The organism is Pseudomonas sp. AL10 (assembly GCF_029960685.1).
In the GTDB taxonomy this organism is placed as follows: Bacteria; Pseudomonadota; Gammaproteobacteria; order Pseudomonadales; family Pseudomonadaceae; genus Aquipseudomonas; species Aquipseudomonas lactis.
Genome location: NZ_JASBQZ010000005.1, coordinates 105,863 through 118,222, shown reverse-complemented (window position 1 = coordinate 118,222; position 12,360 = coordinate 105,863). Strand labels below are relative to the sequence as shown.

At 62.5% G+C, this 12,360-nt stretch carries 11 protein-coding genes; 2 read left to right on the top strand and 9 right to left on the bottom strand.

What is annotated here, in order from left to right; all coding sequences use genetic code 11:
• Window positions 1-29 precede the first annotated feature (29 nt).
• The 4 genes from QK296_RS08070 to QK296_RS08055 all read right to left on the bottom strand — a co-directional run bounded on the left by QK296_RS08070 (window position 30) and on the right by QK296_RS08055 (window position 4,263).
• Window positions 30-2,213, bottom strand: a complete 2,184-nt coding sequence (locus tag QK296_RS08070; RefSeq protein WP_282390785.1) for a xanthine dehydrogenase family protein molybdopterin-binding subunit — start codon at window positions 2,211-2,213, stop codon at window positions 30-32.
• Window positions 2,210-3,199, bottom strand: coding sequence for a xanthine dehydrogenase family protein subunit M (locus QK296_RS08065; protein ID WP_169856621.1), 990 nt, complete (start codon window positions 3,197-3,199; stop codon window positions 2,210-2,212). Before QK296_RS08065 ends, QK296_RS08070 begins: the two co-directional genes overlap by 4 nt.
• Window positions 3,196-3,720 carry a (2Fe-2S)-binding protein gene (locus tag QK296_RS08060; RefSeq protein WP_003194338.1) on the bottom strand — a complete coding sequence of 175 codons (525 nt, stop codon included), beginning with the start codon at window positions 3,718-3,720 and terminating at the stop codon, window positions 3,196-3,198. Before QK296_RS08060 ends, QK296_RS08065 begins: the two co-directional genes overlap by 4 nt.
• A 96-nt stretch (window positions 3,721-3,816) precedes the next feature.
• Entirely contained in the window at window positions 3,817-4,263 is a 447-nt protein-coding gene (locus tag QK296_RS08055) for a DUF4879 domain-containing protein (protein WP_169856619.1), read from the bottom strand.
• 188 nt (window positions 4,264-4,451) lie between these two features.
• Here QK296_RS08055 and QK296_RS08050 point away from each other — a divergent pair, with 188 nt between their 5' ends.
• Together QK296_RS08050 and trmA are read left to right on the top strand one after the other, a co-directional pair.
• A complete protein-coding gene (locus QK296_RS08050) occupies window positions 4,452-5,747 on the top strand; it encodes an NCS2 family permease (RefSeq protein WP_192002507.1) in 1,296 nt (431 codons plus the stop codon).
• Window positions 5,744-6,823 (top strand): tRNA (uridine(54)-C5)-methyltransferase TrmA, encoded by a 1,080-nt coding sequence (gene trmA / locus QK296_RS08045; RefSeq protein ID WP_032895222.1) that lies wholly within the window; start codon window positions 5,744-5,746, stop codon window positions 6,821-6,823. Before QK296_RS08050 ends, trmA begins: the two co-directional genes overlap by 4 nt.
• Window positions 6,824-6,937: 114 nt before the next feature.
• On the opposite strand, the gene QK296_RS08035 is transcribed toward trmA, so the two are convergent.
• The 5 genes from QK296_RS08035 to QK296_RS08015 form a co-directional block, all read right to left on the bottom strand.
• Window positions 6,938-7,402, bottom strand: coding sequence for a DUF2442 domain-containing protein (locus tag QK296_RS08035; protein WP_120248800.1), 465 nt, complete (start codon window positions 7,400-7,402; stop codon window positions 6,938-6,940).
• Window positions 7,399-7,827, bottom strand: coding sequence for a DUF4160 domain-containing protein (locus tag QK296_RS08030; RefSeq protein ID WP_282390784.1), 429 nt, complete (start codon window positions 7,825-7,827; stop codon window positions 7,399-7,401). Before QK296_RS08030 ends, QK296_RS08035 begins: the two co-directional genes overlap by 4 nt.
• Before the next feature lie 134 nt (window positions 7,828-7,961).
• Window positions 7,962-9,290 (bottom strand): TolC family outer membrane protein, encoded by a 1,329-nt coding sequence (locus tag QK296_RS08025; RefSeq protein ID WP_032895217.1) that lies wholly within the window; start codon window positions 9,288-9,290, stop codon window positions 7,962-7,964.
• A complete protein-coding gene (locus tag QK296_RS08020; RefSeq protein ID WP_003194349.1) occupies window positions 9,287-10,609 on the bottom strand; it encodes an HlyD family type I secretion periplasmic adaptor subunit in 1,323 nt (440 codons plus the stop codon). Before QK296_RS08020 ends, QK296_RS08025 begins: the two co-directional genes overlap by 4 nt.
• Entirely contained in the window at window positions 10,606-12,354 is a 1,749-nt protein-coding gene (locus QK296_RS08015) for a type I secretion system permease/ATPase (RefSeq protein ID WP_282390783.1), read from the bottom strand. The genes QK296_RS08020 and QK296_RS08015 overlap by 4 nt, the downstream gene beginning before the upstream one ends.
• Window positions 12,355-12,360 lie beyond the last annotated feature (6 nt).

Sequence of the window (12,360 nt, the reverse complement as noted above, 5' to 3'; positions counted from 1 at the left end):
TTGGAACTTCATTGACCTGACGGTTTGCGCTACAACACCTTATCCAAGGTAATCGGAAACTCCCGCACCCGCTTGCCGGTGGCGTGGTAAACCGCATTCGCCACCGCAGCCGCCACCCCGACAATGCCGATTTCCCCCACGCCCTTGGACCCGAGCGCATTGACGATCTCGTCGTGCTCTTCGACAAACAGCACGTCAATCTCGCCAATATCGGCGTTCACCGGGATATGGTACTCGGCCAGGCTGTGGTTCATGTAGCGCCCCAGCTCATGGTCCACCTGGGTCTCTTCATGCAGGGCCATGCCAATGCCCCACACCACGCCGCCGAGGATCTGGCTGCGGGCCATCTTGGGGTTGACCACGCGCCCGGCGGCAATAGCGCTGACCACACGGCTGACCTTGATGGTGCCCAGGTCTTCATCCACCCGCACTTCGACGAACACCGCCGAGTGAGTAGCGCTGGCATAACCCTCGCGCTTCTTGTCGGGCTGGCTGTCGACCTGTACCTCCAGGGCTTCTTCACCGCTGTCCTTGACCAATTGCGCCAACGACACGCTCACGTCACCGCAGTGTAGCTGGCCGTCTTCAAACCGAACCGAATCGGCATCCTTGAATACCGGGTAAGTCTGGCGGGCGATCTCCAGTAACCTGGCATTCAGCGCTTCGCACGCTTGCTGCACGGCAGTGCCGACGGACGAGACGGTAAACGAGCCGCCCTGCAACGGCGCAGTGGGCAACGACGAATCGCCCAGCACAAAACGTACGTCGGCCATGGCCACCCCGCTGGCCTGGGCGGCGATCTGGGTCATCACGGTGTAGGTGCCGGTGCCAATGTCGGTGGTGGCGCTGCTGACGGTGAGCTTGCCGTCCGCGTCGAGGCGCGCCTTGGCGCTGGCTTTCATCTGCATGGCTTCCCACACGCCGCCGGCCATGCCCCAGCCGATCAACTGGCGGCCGTCACGCATGCTGCGCGGTTCCGGGTTGCGCTGGCTCCAGCCGAAGCGTTCGGCGCCTTCGCTATAGCATTCGCGCAGGGCTTTGCTCGACCAGGGTTTGTCTTCGTTCTGGTTGCGTTCGGCGTAGTTGATCAGGCGCAATTGCACCGGATCGATGGCAAAGGCGCAGGCCAGTTCGTCCATGGCACACTCCAGGCCGATCACGCCCAGTGCCGCACCGGGCGCGCGCATATCCAGCGGAGTAAAGACGTCCAGCGGCACCAGCTTGTAGGTCAGCTGCACGTTGTCGCAGTGATAGAGCATGCCGCTCCACTCCACCACGTGCTCGCTGAAATCCTCAAAGCGCGAGGTCTGGCCAATCGCGGTATGCCCCAGCGCCAGCAAGCGCCCATTGGCGGCGGCGCCCATCTGCAAACGCTGCAAGGTGCGCGGGCGATAGCCGAAGGTGAACATCTGCTGGCGGGTCAGGGTAACGCGCACCGAGCGCTTGAGCGCCATGGCCGCCATCACCGCGAGCGGCAATTGGTATTGCGGGCGCAGGCCCGAACCGAAGGCGCCCCCGACAAAGGCAGCAAAGATACGCACCTGGTGCTTGTCCAGGCCGAAGACTTTTTGCACATAGGCCTGGCAGTTCTGCGGGCCCTGGGTCTTGTCGTGAATATGCAGGGTGCCGTCGGGCTGATACAGCACGGTGCTGGCGTGGGGCTCCATCGGGTTGTGGTGCTCGATGGGCGTGCTGTAGTGCAAGTCCAGACTGATTGCGGCACCGGCCCATTCAGCCTCGAAGTTGCCTCGCGGTTTGGGTGGGGTCTGGGGCGACGGGTGCGCCGCCGCTTGCTGGGTGAGCAGGTCGGTTTCGAAGGCTTCAGGCGCGTAGTCGATCTGCACCAGCGAGCCAGCGTGCCGCGCCAGTTCGAGGTTATCGGCAATCACCAAGGCCAGGGGCTGGCCACTGTAGAGTACGCGGTCGTTATACAGCGGGCGAAAAGGCGAGCCATCGGCCGCATCGGCATCGGCGAACGCCTCATCATAGCTGGCGATTTTCGGCCGATTGAGGTGATGGATCACGTCCACCACACCCGGCAACGCCAACGCCTTGGACGCATCGATGCGCAGCACTCGGCCTTTGGCGATAGTGCTCGACACCACGCTGCCATGCAGCAGGCCGTCCTCGGGAAATTCACCGGCGTAGCGTGCTTGGCCGGTGACCTTGAGCAGACCGTCGACACGGTCCAGGGGTTTACCGATGGCGCTCATGGCTGTTCTCCTGCGACGGCGGCGTCGCTCAGGGCACGAATGATTGCGCGCCGGGCCAGCTTGACCTTGAAGCCGTTGTGTTCCAACGGTTCGGCGTCTTGCAGCAGGGCGTCGGCGGCAGCGCTGAAGGTTTCGCGGCTGACCGTGCGGCCAATCAGCAAGGCTTCCACTGCGCGGTCACGCCAGGGTTTATGCGCCACGCCGCCCAAGGCCAGGCGGGCGTCGATGATTTCATCGCCGTCCAGTTCCAAGGCGGCGGCCACCGACACCAGGGCGAAGGCATAGGAGGCACGGTCACGGATTTTCAGGTAATGGCTGTGGCGGGCCAGGTGATCGGCGGGCAGCTCAATGGCCGTGATCAGCTCATCGTCGGCCAATTGGTTGTCACGTTGCGGCGCATCGCCTGGCAAGCGATGGAAGTCGGCGAACTCGATCATCCGCGCGCCGCCGCGTCCTTCTACATGCACCCGCGCCGCCAGCGCCGCCAGGGCCACGCACATGTCCGAAGGATGGGTGGCCACGCACTGTTCACTGGCGCCGAGGATCGCATGGATACGGTTCAAGCCGTTGCGCGCCGGGCAGCCACTGCCGGGGTGGCGCTTGTTGCACGGCACCGCGGCGTCGTAGAAGTAATAGCAACGGGTGCGCTGCAACAGGTTGCCGCCGGTACTGGCCATGTTGCGTAACTGCGGCGACGCCCCGGCGAGGATGGCCTGGGACAGCAACGGGTAACGCTGCTCAATCAGCGGGTGCCAGGCCAGGTCGGCGTTGCTCACCAGCGCACCGATACGCAGGCCACCCTCGGCGGTCTCTTGAATGTCATGCAGCGGCAAGCCGGTGATGTCGATCAGGTGCTCGGGATGGCTGATGTTTTCTTTCATCAGGTCCAGCAGGTTGGTGCCACCGGCGATAAAGCGTGAGGCGGCACTGCTCAGCTGTACGGCCTGCTGCACATCGGTCGGCCTGCTGTAGTGGAAGGGATTCATGACTCACCTCCCTGGCGACGGCAGGCCGGCAGCGCGTCTTCGATGGCATCACGGATGTTGTTGTAGGCGCCGCAGCGGCACAGGTTGCCGCTCATCAATTCCTGGATCTGCGCACGGTCGTGGGCGCGGCCTTCATTGGCCAGGCCCACGGCAGAACAGATCTGGCCGGGGGTGCAATAGCCGCACTGGAAAGCGTCGTGCTGGATAAAGGCCTGTTGCATGGGGTGCAGTTGGTCGCCGTCGGCCAGGCCTTCGATGGTGATCAATTCGGCGCCGTCGCACATCACGGCCAGGGTCAGGCAGGCATTCACGCGTTTGCCGTCACGCAACACGGTGCAAGCGCCGCACTGGCCGTGGTCGCAGCCTTTTTTGCTGCCCACCAGGTCCAACTGCTCGCGCAGCAAGTCCAGCAAGGTGGTCCAGGGCAACACGTTCAGTTGGCGAGCCTGGCCGTTGAGTGTCAGGCGTATCGGGTGGGTGACGAACGGCTGGGCCGCCGCGCCATTGGGGGTCGCGCTCATAAACACCTCACGGGTTGGTGTACGTCCGCGGCGTTCTGGAAAATCGCCGTCTTAGGGGTACGACTTCCCGGTTTTTTGAGCGTTCAAGATGATTGATCAGCGGATATTGAGCTGGGCTTTCAGGGTGTTTTGCGGCGGGTTGATCGAGGTATTGGTGAATTCGAACCAGCCCTGGGCCTGGACGTTCAGGTCGAACACATAGATGTAGCCCATCAAGGTGCCGACGCCGTTGCACGCCTCACTGATGTTGCCGACCTGGCACACCGCTGTGCGTTGCCCATTCAACTCTGCGCCGTTGAAGCGGCCCATGGGGCTGTTGCCCAGGCCAACTTCCATCACCGAGACCTGGGTGGGCCCGCGGTGCTCGCACATCTGGGTAGTGTTGACCCGCTCCGGGATCGCTTCGCTGCACTTGGCCGATTCCACCTTGAACACTCGCACCTCGCTCAAGGCCGGTGCAGCCGCGCCCCATACCGGTGCCGCGCCCAGCCACAGGCTGATACTGACGATCAGAGCTAGACTCCACGGGTTGGCTTTTTTCATGCTGTCGATGACCGGCTGTTGAACGTCGGCGCAGTATGCCTCAAGCCCATGCGCCACACAGCCTCGGCTGCTGGTATGATGCGCCGCTTTTTCCGATCCTCTCTGAATCCACAAGCGCTTGGCGCAGTTTGTGCTTTGACTTAGAGGTCAACAAATCACGACGCACACTAGCGTCACAGGGAGCCGGCATGCTGGAAAAGCTGTTTCAACTCAAAGCCCACAATACGAATGTGCGCACCGAGATTCTCGCGGGGATCACCACCTTTCTGGCCATGGCCTACATCCTGTTCGTGAACCCGAGCATCCTCGGCGAGACCGGCATGGACAAGGGCGCGGTGTTTGTTGCCACCTGCCTGGCGGCGGCCATTGGTTCGACCGTGATGGGCCTGATCGCCAACTACCCGATTGCCCTGGCACCGGGCATGGGCCTCAACGCCTTCTTCACCTACACCGTGGTCTTGCACATGGGCCACACCTGGCAGGTGGCGCTGGGCGCGGTATTCATTTCGGCGGTGCTGTTTTTCCTGCTGTCGATCTTCCGCATCCGCGAGTGGATCATCAATGCCATCCCGCTGCCGCTGCGCTCGGCGATTGCCGCCGGCATCGGCCTGTTCCTGGCGCTGATCGCCCTGCATAACGCCGGTATCGTGGTGAGCAACCCAGCCACCATGCTCGGCCTGGGCGATTTGAAACAACCGGCACCGATCCTGGCCACCCTGGGTTTCGTGCTGATCGTCGCGCTGGAAGCCCTGGCCGTACGCGGCGCGGTGCTGATCGGCATCCTGGCGGTGACCGTCGCCTCCATCGTCCTGGGCTTCACGCCGTTCATCGGTGTGACTTCGGTACCGCCGTCTCTGGCCCCGACCTTCCTGCAGCTGGACATCAAGGGCGCGCTGGACATCGGCCTGGTCAGCGTGATCTTCGCCTTTCTGTTCGTTGACCTGTTCGACAACTCCGGCACCCTGATCGGCGTCGCCAAGCGCGCCGGCCTGATGGGCAAGGACGGCCATATGCCGAAAATGGGCCGTGCGCTGATTGCCGACAGTACCGCTGCCATGGCCGGTTCCCTGCTGGGTACCTCGACCACCACCAGCTACATCGAATCGGCCGCAGGCGTGAGCGCCGGTGGCCGCACCGGCTTGACCGCCATCGTGGTCGCGATCCTGTTTTTGCTGGCGTTGTTCTTCTCGCCACTGGCTGCCAGCGTGCCGGCCTATGCCACCGCGCCAGCCTTGCTGTTTGTGGCGGTGCTGATGAGCCAGGGCCTGGCCGAAATCGACTGGGACGACATTACGGTGGCAGCGCCGGTGGTGATCACCGCCCTGGCGATGCCCTTCACTTACTCCATCGCCAACGGCATCGCCTTCGGTTTCATCGCCTGGACCGCCATCAAGCTGCTTTCGGGCCGCTACCGTGAGCTGAACCCGGCACTGGTGATCCTGTCGATCCTGTTTGTGATCAAGCTGGGCTGGTTCAACGCATGACTTTCGACGCCGCAAGCTACACCGCTCAACTGCAAGACAAGGTCACGCGCCTGCGTGACCTGCTGGCACCGTTCGACGCGCCCGAGCCGCAGGTCTTCGACTCGCCGCTGCAGCACTTTCGCCTGCGCGCGGAATTCCGCCTGTGGCGCGAAGGCGGCGAGCGCCACTACGCGATGTTCTCCCAGGAGGACAAGCGCACGCCGATCCTCATCGAAGAATTCCCCATCGCCAGCCAGCGCATCAACCAGTTGATGCCGCAACTCAAGGCCGCCTGGCAAGCCAGCGCTGCCCTGAGCCACAAGCTGTTCCAGGTGGAGTTCCTCACCACCCTGGCCGGCGACGCGATGATCACCCTGTGTTATCACCGCCCGCTGGATGAGCACTGGCACAGCGCCGCAAACAAATTGGCCGCTGAGCTGAATGTGAGCATAATCGGCCGTTCCAAGGGCAAGCGCGATGTGATCGGCCATGACTATGTGGTGGAAAAACTCGACGTCGGTGGCCGCACCTTCAGCTACCGCCAACCCGAAGGCGCGTTCACCCAGCCCAACGGCACGGTGAACCAGAAGATGCTCAACTGGGCCTATGAAGCCCTGGGCGACCGCCCGGACGATTTGCTGGAGCTGTATTGCGGCAACGGCAACTTCACCCTGCCGCTGGCGACCCGCGTGCGCAAGGTGCTGGCCACCGAGATCAGCAAGACCTCGGTGAATGCGGCACTGAGCAACCTGGATGAAAATGGCGTGGATAACGTCACCCTGGTGCGCCTCTCCGCCGAAGAACTCACCCAAGCCCTGAATGAAGTGCGCCCGTTCCGCCGCCTGCACGGCATCGACCTGAAAAGCTACGAGTTCGGTAGCGTCTTCGTCGACCCGCCCCGCGCCGGCATGGACCCGGACACTTGCGAGCTGACCCGGCGCTTCGACAACATCCTGTACATCTCCTGCAACCCGGAGACGCTGGCGGCGAACATCGCGCAACTGCACGACACGCACCGGATTACCCAGTGCGCAATGTTTGACCAGTTCCCGTGGACGCACCATATGGAATCGGGTGTGTTGTTGACCCGCCGATAAACCTGCAAGGTAGGCGCGAGCTTGCTCGCGAAAAACGTCAACGATAACGCGTGCTTCCTGGATGAACGCGGTGCCTGTGGGTTTTTCGCGAGCAAGCTCGCTCCTGCAGTTTATTCAAGTGTCTGTTGTCTCTGGGGGCTGCGGGGCTTCCTTGCGTGGCCGGCCACCCTTCTTGCCATTGGCGCGAGCCGCTGCGGATTTGGCCGCGCTGCTTTTGCGGCCATTGCGCGATGCCACCAGGCTGGTTGCCAGGTCCATCAGCGGCTGGCTTGTAGCGATCAACCCTGTGATCGAAACATCCAGGTCCTGCGCCTCACAGCTAATCGCCTTGCCACCGAACGTCACTTCCAACTGCTGGAAATCCTTCGCTGAAAACCCTTCGAACTCCGGCAGGCCAGCCACCGGCAACACGACGCGGCTGCCATCGCTGAAGCCAATGGAGAGGCAGTCGTTTTCATAACGTACGTTGCTGGCGTTGGCGTACAGGCGTTTCAACTTGCGCCCACGGGCGATTGCCTTGTCAACGTCGGCTTCAGTGAGAGGTACATAAGGTGTGACTTTGGCTTTTATGATTTTCATAAATTAATCCCCACGCAATCTGGCGCTCTTACCAGATTCAAAATTGTCCGTTGCGCTACGACGTCGTGCCTGGCGCTCGCGATGACGTAGACACCTTGTCGAATGACCAACCCCGGGACCAACTCGCCAGCGCCCCAATTCCAGGAATGATTCTCCAGGCAAACCGTCTGCAGTTTTTCCCACCAGATCCTGCGTGCCCGCGCCAAGTAGTGCCGCTGCATGATCGCCCCGTGTATCTCCTTCAGAAGTGCTATGGGCGGCCGCCTCCGTTCAGGCTCTACGTCCCACAACTCAACTTCCCCATCCAGGAAACTGAAACGAAACCGCGCATCCCATCCCTTGCCCCTGACATGCACATGGGGCGGGCAATGCTCATCCCTGATAAACACCGAAATGACATAGCCTTTGTAAACACCTACTCTCATCGTAACCCATCCGTTAGGTTATTTTCCGTCAGGTAACAATTTCCCTCTGCCACCCGACAACCGGCTCCTATTCCCGAAGCTGTTTCACAGATTAGTCACCACAAAAAACCCGGCGAATGCCGGGTTGTAACCACTCATGCCGAGGGTTGGAAATACCCGGCCAGCGCCCGCAAGTCCTGCTCGCTCAGCAACCCCGCGTAATACTTCAACTGAATACGCGCCAGCAGGTAGGCATGCCGGGCATTGGCCAGATCACGCCGGGCGGTGAACAGCTGTTGTTCGGCGTCGAGGACGTCGAGGTTGACCCGCTCGCCGCCACTGACGCTTTTTTGGGTGGCGGTGACCAGTGCCGTGGCGGATCTGACTGCCATTTCATAGGCCCGCACCTTGGCTGCGCCGCTGGTGTTGAGGTTGAATTGCTTGCGCAACTCCACCAACGTGGCAGCGGTTTGCGCGTCCAGCTCGTATTGGGCCTGGGACAGTTGGTTGGCCGCCTGACGGGTGGAGGCCGAGACCGAGCCACCGGCAAACAGCGGCAGGCTGACCTGGATGCCGACGCTGTTGGTGTCGTACTTCTGGTTGTAGCTGCTTTCTGAATCGGAATGGGTCTTGCGGCTGGTGGCGTACAGGCTGACCTTGGGCAAATGCCCGGCGCGCTTGCGCTCCACTTCATAAGAGGCCACGTCGAGCGCGTGGTGCTGGGACTTGAGTTCAGGGTTGTTGGCCATGGCCAGTTCACGCCAGGTTTCGAATCGGTTGGGCTCAAGCGGCGCGATCTCGAATGGGCGCGCCAGGGGCGCCAGTTCTTCGATTTGCAGCGGCTGGCCAACAATGGCTTCCAACTCACGCAAGGCACTGTCCTGGGCATCCACGGCTTCGATCTCTTCGGCCTGGGCCAGGCTCAGTCGCGCCTGGGTTTCGAGCACATCGGTACGCGTGCCTTCACCGCCTTTGAGCAAGCGGTCATTGAGTTGCAGGCGCTCGGCAAACGCTCGTTTCTGGGCACGGCTCAATTCGATGCGCTCTTGTGCCAGCAATGCCTGGCTGTAGGCGCCCAGCACCCGCACGGCCAGCTCCTGGCTCTTGCCGCGAAAACGCTCATCGGCCATCAACGCCTGGGCGGTGCCTTGGCGAAAACGCGCATAGGCTTCGTAATCGAGCAGCGGTTGCTGCAAGGTCAGGGCCGAGGCATAGCTGCGGTAATTGCGGTCGCTGGTAACGTTACCCAACGCCGTGCTCTGGGTGACTTCGGACTCATTGCGCGAGTTGTTGTAGCTCCATGACAGGTTCGGCAGCAATGCCGCCCGCCCGATCACGCGGTTTTCTTGCCCGGCCTCCCGCGCCTGAATCGCCGCTTGAAAGGTTGGATCGTTGCGCAGCGCCAAGTCATACACATCCAACAACCCCAGGGCGTGCGCCGCCGGTGTACAACTTAAACAGAGGGTGAACAACAACGCCTTCATTCTTCCACCAGGGCCATATGGGTGCGATCCAGCAAGGGTTTGAACAGGTAGTTGAGCATCGAACGCTCACCGGTCTTGACGAAGGTTTCCACTGGCATGCCCGGGCGGATCTGCACGCCGTGCAGTTGCTGCATGCCCGCCGTGCTGACCTGGGCCCGTAGCGTGTAATACGGTTCATCGGTGCGCTCATCGACCTGGCGATCGGCCGAGACCAAAGTGACTTCGCCCGCCACCCGTGGCGTAGTGGACTGGTTGAACGCCGAGAACATCAATTCAACCGGCAAGCCCGGGTGCACCTTGTCGATCATCTGCACCGGCACCCGTGCTTCCACCAGCAGTGGCTCGCCTTCGGGCACGATGTCCATCAGCGTCTGGCCGGGTTGAATCACCCCGCCTTCGGTGTACACCTGCAGCCCCACCACCACGCCGGACGCCGGTGCGCGGACCAGGCTGTTGGCCAGTTCGAATTCGGCAGAGGCCAGGCGATTGCGCAAGTCGTCGCTGCGGGTGCGGGTCTCGGCCAACTGGCTGCGCAGGTCCTTCTGAAAATCTTCACCCAACTGACGGATGCGCAGGCGCAGTTCCAGTACCTGGCGCTGCAACTGGCCGATACGGCCAAAATCCTCAGCGATGGCACCGTCGATTTGCGCGTACAGCCGCTCGCTGTCGAGCAGGCGATTGCGCGGGATATAACCCTCACGCGCCAACTCGCGCAGCCCCTGAAGCTGCTCATTCAACGCCGCGCGCTGCAAAACCTTGCTTGCCTGGGAGGCCCGCGTGCCGCGCAACTGCGCTTCAAAGCCAGCGATAGTTTCACGCAGGCCCGCCTGTTCGGTAGCCAGTGCCTGGGCACGGCTGTTGAATAGCTGGCGTTGCAGGCTCAGGGTGTTCGCGGCGTCGGGATCGGCCAGCAGCTCGGGGCTAAACACAATGGTCTGCAAGCCTTCACTCTCGGCACTCAAGCGCGCTTCGCTGGCCAGCGACGCCAGGTATTGGCTGCGCAATGACTGCATCTGCCCGCGCAACGGGGTTTGCTTCAAACGCAACAGCACCTGGCCCGCGCTGACCCGGTCACCGTCACGCACCTGGATACGCTCGATGATCCCGCCCGCCGGGTGCTGCACCGTCTTGCGATGCCCCGACACCATGACCTTGCCCGGCACCGCCACGCCCTTGTCCAGCGGAGCCAATGCCGCCCAGCCGAGGAACCCGGCAAAGCCGCCGAGCACCAGCCACCAACCCAGGCGTGAGTATTTTTTGTCATCCAGCGCCAGCACGTTAGACGGGTCACTGAGCAAAATGGGCTTGCTCTGGCTCATGCGGGTTTTCCTGCACCGAGGCGGTAGCTCATGCTCATGGTCGAGACCGGTTTGTTTGCCGCAGTTTTTTGCCGCGCCTCCAGCACTCGCGCCGTGGGGCCGAAGGCCTGCATCTGGCCGTCCTTGAGGATCAGCAACTGGTCGGTGAGGCTCAGCACGTTGGGTTTGTGGGTAATCAGGATCAAGGTGCGGCGCTGCTGCTTGAGCTGGGCAATGGCCTGCAACAACGCCTGTTCGCCCACTTCGTCGAGGTTGGCGTTCGGTTCGTCCAGCACGATCAGTGCCGGTAACCCATACAGCGCACGCGCCAGGGCCACCCGTTGCTTTTGCCCGCCGGACAAGCCCGCGCCGCCCTCCCCCAGTTGCGTGTCGTAGCCCTGGGGCAGTTGCAGGATCAACTCATGCACGCCAGCCATCTGCGCGGCGGCGAGGACGGTATCGGCCTCCACCGTTTCAAAACGCGCGATGTTCTGCGCGATGCTGCCGGCGAATAACTGGATGTCCTGGGGCAGGTAACCGATATGCGGGCCGAGTTGTTGCTTGTCCCACAGGGCCAGGTCGGCGCCATCAAGGCGCACCTTGCCGGCCAAGGGTGCCCAGGCCCCCACCAGCACCCTGGCCAGGGTGGACTTGCCGCACCCCGACGGGCCGATAACACCGAGTACATCCCCCACCGGCAGGCTGAACCCCAGGTTTGCCAACGCCGGACGTCGGCTGCCGGGCGCGCAGGCGCTGATCTGCTCCACGCTCACCTGGCCCTTGGGCACAGGCAGGCTCATGCGCACCGGTCGCGCCGGGTTGTCCTGCAGCATCAGCGACAAGCGCTCATAGGCCAGGCGCGCCGCCCCCCATTGTTTCCACACGCCGATCAACTGGTCGATGGGGCTCAGCACACGGCCCATCAGGATCGAGCCGGCAATCATCATCCCCGGGGTGATATCGCCCTGCACCGCCAGCCATGCGCCCAAGCCCAGCACCAGTGATTGCAGAGCCAGACGCACGCCCTTGGACCACGCGGTGACCATCGCGGTCTTTTCACTCGCCAGGTTCTGCTGCACCAGAAACGCCTGGTGCTGGCTGAACCAACGGCCGCGCAAGGTAGCGAGCATGCCCATGGCTTCAATGGTGTCGGCATTGCGCAGGTTGGCCGTGGCCTGCTGGCTGGCGCTGATCGACAGTTGGCTGGCCAGGGCCATCGGTGCCTGGCTGACATAATGATTAGCCCAGGCCAATGCGATCAGAAGCAACGCCCCACCCAATGCCAGCAGGCCCAGCCAGGGGTGGAACAGGAAGATCACCAGCAGGTACACCGGAAACCACGGCGCATCGAAAAAGGCGAACAACGCCTGGCCGGTGGCGAACTGGCGCAAGGTGGTCAGGTCGTGCAGGGCCTGGCCCGCCGATTGGGTGCCACCCTTGAGTTGGACTTCATAGGCGGCGTCGAATACACGCTGGTTCAAGCGCATGTCCATCTGCGTACCGAGGCGAATCACCACCTGGCTGCGCACCCACTCCAGCGCGCCCATCAAGCCGAAGAGGCCGAGGATCATCAGCGTCAGCATCAGCAGGGTCATCTGGTTGCCCGAGGCCAATACGCGGTCGTACACCTGCAACATGTACAGCGCCGGGGCCAGCATCAGCAGGTTGATCACCGCCGAGAACAGGCCAATGTTAAAGAAGGCGCTTTTATAGGCGGTGAGTGCAGCCAGCATCTCATTCGCGCGCTTGGCACCGGGCCGAGTCATGAAGGG